The organism is Saccharopolyspora sp. (genome assembly GCF_017434145.1).
Classification (GTDB): domain Bacteria; phylum Actinomycetota; class Actinomycetes; order Mycobacteriales; family Pseudonocardiaceae; genus Saccharopolyspora_C; species Saccharopolyspora_C galaxeae.
Map to the genome: position 1 here is coordinate 1 of NZ_JAFRFW010000602.1, position 5922 is coordinate 5922.

General features: G+C 70.6%; 3 protein-coding genes and 1 pseudogene. 3 read left to right on the forward strand and 1 reads right to left on the reverse strand.

Annotation, left to right across the window (positions count from 1 at the left end; translation table 11 throughout):
• Positions 1-265 precede the first annotated feature (265 nt).
• Together eccD and mycP are read left to right on the forward strand one after the other, a co-directional pair.
• Entirely contained in the window at positions 266-1684 is a 1419-nt protein-coding gene (eccD, locus tag IJH84_RS16605) for a type VII secretion integral membrane protein EccD (RefSeq protein WP_200068424.1), read from the forward strand.
• On the forward strand, positions 1684-3075 hold the full coding sequence (gene mycP, locus IJH84_RS16610) for a type VII secretion-associated serine protease mycosin (RefSeq protein WP_295146003.1): 1392 nt from the start codon (positions 1684-1686) through the stop codon (positions 3073-3075). The genes eccD and mycP overlap by 1 nt, the downstream gene beginning before the upstream one ends.
• Before the next feature lie 350 nt (positions 3076-3425).
• Here the strand turns inward: mycP and eccB are convergent, their stop codons facing one another.
• Positions 3426-5096, reverse strand: a complete 1671-nt coding sequence (gene eccB, locus IJH84_RS16615; RefSeq protein ID WP_367269037.1) for a type VII secretion protein EccB — start codon at positions 5094-5096, stop codon at positions 3426-3428.
• A 73-nt stretch (positions 5097-5169) separates the two neighbouring features.
• Here eccB and IJH84_RS16620 point away from each other — a divergent pair.
• A pseudogene (locus IJH84_RS16620) lies at positions 5170-5922 on the forward strand (type VII secretion protein EccE); the annotation flags it as partial.

The following is a 5922-nucleotide window of genomic DNA, read 5'->3' on the forward strand; positions in this document are numbered from 1 at the left end:
GGCCGGGCGCGGCGGCCGCGGACCGCGGGCGGCATTCTGCACTGCCCGCGGCGGCGCCGTCCGCGGAACCCCGGGACTCGACCGTGCTCGTGACCAACCGGATATCAACGTGTTGGCACGAGTTGGACCAAACCCTTCACCCGCTCGCGGTCGGTGCGGCCATACTAGGGGCGCTTCGCGGCCGGGCGGGCCGCTTTCGGCGAGAAACCGACCGTCCTTCGTGGAGCGAGCGGAATGCACGGACCTAGGAAGTAGGGGGCCTGGAGTGGCTACCGGGACCACGGTGTTCAGCCGCGTGACAGTGGTGGCGCCGAACACTCGCATCGATTTGGCGCTGCCCGCCGATGTCGCGGTGGCGGATCTGCTGCCGATGCTGCTGGACATGTCCCGAGAGACCGCACCCGACGGCGGTTCGCGGCACGGCGGGTGGTGCCTGGCCAAGCTCGGCGACGAGCCGCTGGACAACAGCCAGACGCTGGCCTCGCTGGGCATTGTGGACGGTGACCTGCTGCAACTGCGGCGTCGTTCGGACAATCCGCCCCCGCCGCTGTACGACGACGTGGTCGACGCGCTCGCCGAGGCCGAGCCGGGCAGCTACCGGCCGTGGACCAAGGAGACCGCGAACAAGATCGGGCACACCGCGGGCGCGCTGGCGATGGTCGGCGCGGCCGCGGCGCTGGGGTTGACCAGCGTCACCGGCGGGCTGCTGTTCCACATCGTCACGGCCGTCGTGGCGCTGTTCGTCGCGGTGTTCGCCACCGGCATCGGCTCGATCGTCGCCCGCGCCTACGGCGCCCCCACCACCGGCACGGTGATCGCCGGGGCGGGCGGGCTGCCGATGGCGTTCGTGGCCGGGCTCAACGCCATTCCGTTCGGCGACAGCCTGCGGCCGGGCCTGCTGCTGGCCAGCGCGCTGGTGCTGATCTTCGCGTCGATCTCGCTGATGGTGATCGGCACCGGCGTGGTCACGTTCATCGCCGCGGCCACCGTGTCCTCGTTCGGCGTGCTGGCGTTCATCGTCGCGACGCTGCTGCCGCGGGAAGCCACTGCTGCCGGCGTCGCCGCGGGCGCCGCCGCGGTCGGGCTCGCCGGGATCTCGCTGCTGCCGCGGCTGACCATCCAGCTCGCCAAGCTGCCGCTGCCGCACGTGCCGGGCAACGCCGAAGACCTCAAGGAGGACGCGGGCTTCCCGGACTACCGGATGATCGAGCGCCGTACCGGGCTGGCGCACCAGTACATGACCGGGCTGATCATCGGCTGCGGGCTGACCGCGGCGCTCGGCGCGATCCTCGCGGCCGTGACGTCCGAGCACGGCGTCTTCGGCCCGCTGCTGGCCGTGGTCGTGTCCGCGGTGCTGCTGCTGCGCGGCCGCAACTACGCCAACGGCAGCCAAGCGGTGGCGCTGCTGCTGACCGGTCTGCTCGCGGCGCTCGGCGTCACCGCCGGGTTGCTGGTGATGGTCGCGCAGCAGCCGGTCTGGGTGGCCGGGGTGTTCCCGCCGCTGCTGCTGCTCGGCGTGCTGGCGCTGGTGTTCGGCGTGGTGTTCCCGAACCGGCGGTTCTCGCCGGTGCAGCGGCGCACGGTGGACATCCTGGAGGCGGTGCTGATCGCACTGGTGCTGCCGCTCGCACTCGGCGTCATGGACCTGTACATGGCGGTCCGCGACCTGAACCTCTCGTTCTGATGACCAGCCGCACCAACCGGTCGTTGCGGCGCGCGCTGGCGCTGTCGGCGGTAGTGGGCGTGACGGCGTTCGGCCCTGCGATGCCCGCCTCCGCCGAGGACCCCTTGGACTTCCAGCCGCCGGAGCTGACTCCCGCCACCCCGCCCAGCGGGCCGCTCGGGGTGACCGGGAACTACGAAGCCGCGCAGGGCTGCATGCAGCCCAACAGCGGCGGCACCTCGGTCCAGGAGAAGCCGTGGAGCCAGCGCACGCTCGGTTTCGAGCGGGCGCACGAGCAGGGCTACACCGGCTCCGGCGCGACGGTCGCGGTGATCGACACCGGCGTGAACCCGCATCCGCGGCTGCAGCTGAACGGCGGCGGAGGTAGCGCCGTGCCGGACGGCGGGGCGAACTCCGACTGCGACGGCCACGGCACCGTGGTCGCCGGGATCATCGGGGCCTCCGACTCCCCCGAGACGGGATTCACCGGAGTGGCGCCCGATTCGACGATCATGTCGATCCGCCAGTCCTCCCAGCTGTTCCAGGACAAGCAGCAGAACAAGACGGTCGGCGACACGCAGTCGATGGCGCAGGCCGTGCAGCACGCCGTCGACCAGAACGTCAGCGTCATCAACATCTCGCAGTCGTCCTGCCAGCCGATGGCGCAGGCGATGGCGGACGGGGGCGGCTACAACAACCGACTGGGCAACGCGGTCAAGAACGCCTACGACCAGGGCATCCCGGTGATCGCCGCCGCGGGCAACACGCAGGACAGCTGCCAGAAGAACCCGTCCGGTTCCCCGACCACCGCGGTGCTGCCCGCCTGGTTCGACAAGTACGTGCTCACGGTCGGGTCGGTCGGACAGCAGGGCCAGCCGTCGGAGTTCACCGTCCCCGGCCCGTGGGTGGACGTCGCAGCGCCCGGCGAGAACCTCACCGGGCTCGACCCGGGCAAGGGCGGCACCACTGTCGTCAACCATCTCGCGACGGGGCAGGGCGGCCAGCCGGGCCCGAACCAGGGCACCAGCTTCGCCGCGCCCTACGTGTCCGGGATGGCGGTGCTGATCAAGCAGAAGCACCCCGAGCTGTCCGCGGGCGAAGTGATGGACCGGATCGAGAAGACCGCGCTGAGCCCCGGCGGGCCGAACGGCCGCAACGACATCGTCGGCTACGGCCTGATCGACCCGATGGCCGCACTGGACAACGTGATCCCCGCCGAGCACGGGCAGCGGCCAGCGCCGGTCAAGCCCGCCCGGCTCGGTGCGGACGTGATCCCGCAGCCGAACTGGCTCGCGCTGACTATCGCCTTCGGCGGCTCGCTCGGCGGCATCGGAGCGGTGCTGTTCACGGCGTTCCTGGTGCGCGCGCGGCGCGCCGTGCGGGCGCGGGAAGCAGGGCAGGACGCGGAGTAGCGGCGCGGAACGGCCGGCGAACGGCCCGGAATCGTCCTGGCGCGGATGGTTCCGGGCCGTTTGTTCTGCGCAGTGCAACCCCCGACCGCACTCCTCCGGGATTCGGTGCCGAATCATCACGCCTCGTGGAAATGCTCCGGACGGAGCGTGTCAAAACGCCTTCACGCCCCGGCGCAAAATCGGCGTTCACATTTTCGTTACGCATCGGATGTCGCCCGGCCGTTGACGATGACCCGGCCGCGAACAATGCACCGAAAACCACGGCTCCCATATCGCGGTCACCGCGCAAAAATCCGCCCGCGACCCGATGGGCCGGCGGGCGGATTCTGCGGACGACCAGAGCGGTCCGGTCAGCTCCCGGCAGTGCCGGATTGCTGCTGCGCCTGCGGCGGCGGCCGGTTCACCCCGCCCGGCGGCACCGGGATGGAGTCGTAGACGAAGCTCGCCTGTGCCGGATCGAGGAAGTCACCGCGCGGCAACGTACCCAGGATCCGCGCCGGCCCCGCCTTGATCGACCCGGGGTTGTTGGTCACGCCCAGCCCCTGCGCCGTCTTCCCGTCCTTCACGCCGTAGACCACGCCCTGGTCGGACACCAGGTAGATCGGCCCGGACTCGGCACCCGGCTCGTTGAACGCCGCGCGCACCACCCCGGCCTTGCCAGCGGGCATGTAGAAGTAGTCCACGTTCGGGCCGGTCCCGTCGAACTGGGCCAGCTTCACCGGCGCGGCCTTCGCCGGGCTGCCCTTGTTCGTGGTGACCGTGATGTGCTGCCCGCCGTTGATGTTGCGCCAGCTCAGGCAGGACGTGTCGGCCTGCTGGAACGGCACCGGCTTCGGCACCACGGTCGGGAAGGTCTCCAGCGCCATCTGCTGCCCGTCCGGTGCGGACTGCGCGTCGGTGATCGTGCCGGTGGCGTTCGGAATGCCTTCCGAGCGCGGCTTGTCCGCGTGCAGCACGGCGGCCGCACCGGCGCTGATCTCCTGCTTCCCGCTGGGCAGCAGCACGTAGAACTTGTCCGGGTTGCCCGCAACGGTCTGGCGGACCACGTCACCGGAGTCGTAGGAGTTCTGCATGTAGTCGACCGTGCCGCTGGGCGCCTCCGGGATCCGCAGCTCCGGCACCTCCGGGACGGCGTTGAGCATCTTCGTGCTGATGGTGCGCGGGGTCTGCCCGTTCAGCCCGTAGATGTCCATCACGGCCCGCTCGGAGCGGTCCACCTTCGCCTTCACCGTGCGGGTGTTCGGGTTGCCCGGCGCACCGTCCACCCGGTACATCAGGTATTCCTGCCCGGACGCCTGGTCCCGCACGAACAGCGACTGGTTCTCGGCCAACTCGGTGCCGTGGTTGGGATCCCCGCCGATGACGGTGGTCTCCACCTTCGCCGGGCGCGCCGAGCCGGAGACGTTGAGGTCGTCGGCGACCTGGCCCACGTCGCAGATCGCCCAGGACGGATCGGCGATGTTGTTCGGGTCCGGCAGGTAGTTCGGCGCGTTGACCATCCCGGTGCGCGGCCCGCGCGGGAATTCGCCCAGCGCGGCCTCCTTCACCGTGGTGGCCTGCACCGCCTGCCCGCCCTGGCCACCGCCCTGGGCCATCACCAGCAGCTTCGCCGATGCCATGTTCAGCATCGGGATCAGCCGCTTCTGCGCCTGCTGGTCGGCGGTGACGACGTACACGCTGCCGCTGTCCTTGCCGATCACGATCGAGCCCGGCTGCGGCACCGAACCCTTGCCGCCGAACAGTCCCCACACCAGGAATCCGATGATGCCGATGCAGGCGAGGATCGCGCCCGCGACGGTCGCGCGCTTATGCGAACCCATCGGATCGTGCAGCATCACGGCGTCTTTGCGGACCAGTGCCGATTCCATGCGGCGAAGGACGAACCGGTACGCCTGGACCTGTGACTTCGTTGTGGGTGTTGATGCCATTCTTCGCCTACAGCTCTCCCGTCCGAGGTACGGTTCCGCAGGATAGCCGCCGAGAGTCCGCGAACGGGTCCGATCCGCCGAGTCCGTGGGCATTCTTTCGCGCGGCCGCCGAACGACCTGGTTAGCGCGCCGCGCGCACTATCTGCGAGGGGAAGAGACCGAACGGATGTCCGTCAGCACGCAACATCCGGCCCAGCCGAACGCCTCCGCTCCCGGCGGCGCCCGCACGCGCATCCGCGCGCGGCGGCGCACCATCGGCGCGAGCCTCGGGGCGATGCCGGTGGCCAACATCGCCGTCATCGAGGTCGGCCTGGCGATCGGCTTGATCCTGGTGTGGCTCAACGAGCTGCTGTGGCCGGTGGCCGCGGGCGTTGCCGGACTCGCGTTGATCATCGCGCTGCTGCGCAGGCGCGGGCGGTGGTTCACCCAGTGGTTCGGACTGGTGCTGCAGTACCGCACCCGCAGCCACACCCGCCGGTCCGAACCGCCGTCCGCGGACGTCAGCGAACTCGCCGAGGACATCAACGGCGACGGCATCATCGGCCCGGACGAGAACCACCGCGTGGCGCTGCTGCGGATCGCCGTCGAGGACCTGGTCGTCGCGCGCGGCCGGGACCACGACCGCAATCCCGTCGGTTTGGCCTGGCACGACGGCAAATGGACCGCGGTGCTGATGGTCGACCCGACCCCGCCGCTGCTCAAGCCCACCGAGACCGCGTTGAACCTGCCGCTGGGCGTGCTCGCGCCCTGCCTGGAGGACCGCGGCGTGGTGCTGGACGCGATCCAGGTCATCTGGCACTGCTACCCCGGCAGTTCGTCGCTGCCCGCGGATTCCCCCGCGCTGAACTCGTACCTGGAGATGGTGGGGCCGACCGCGGCGGCCGCGCGCCGCAGCACGTGGGTGGCGGTGCGGCTGGAC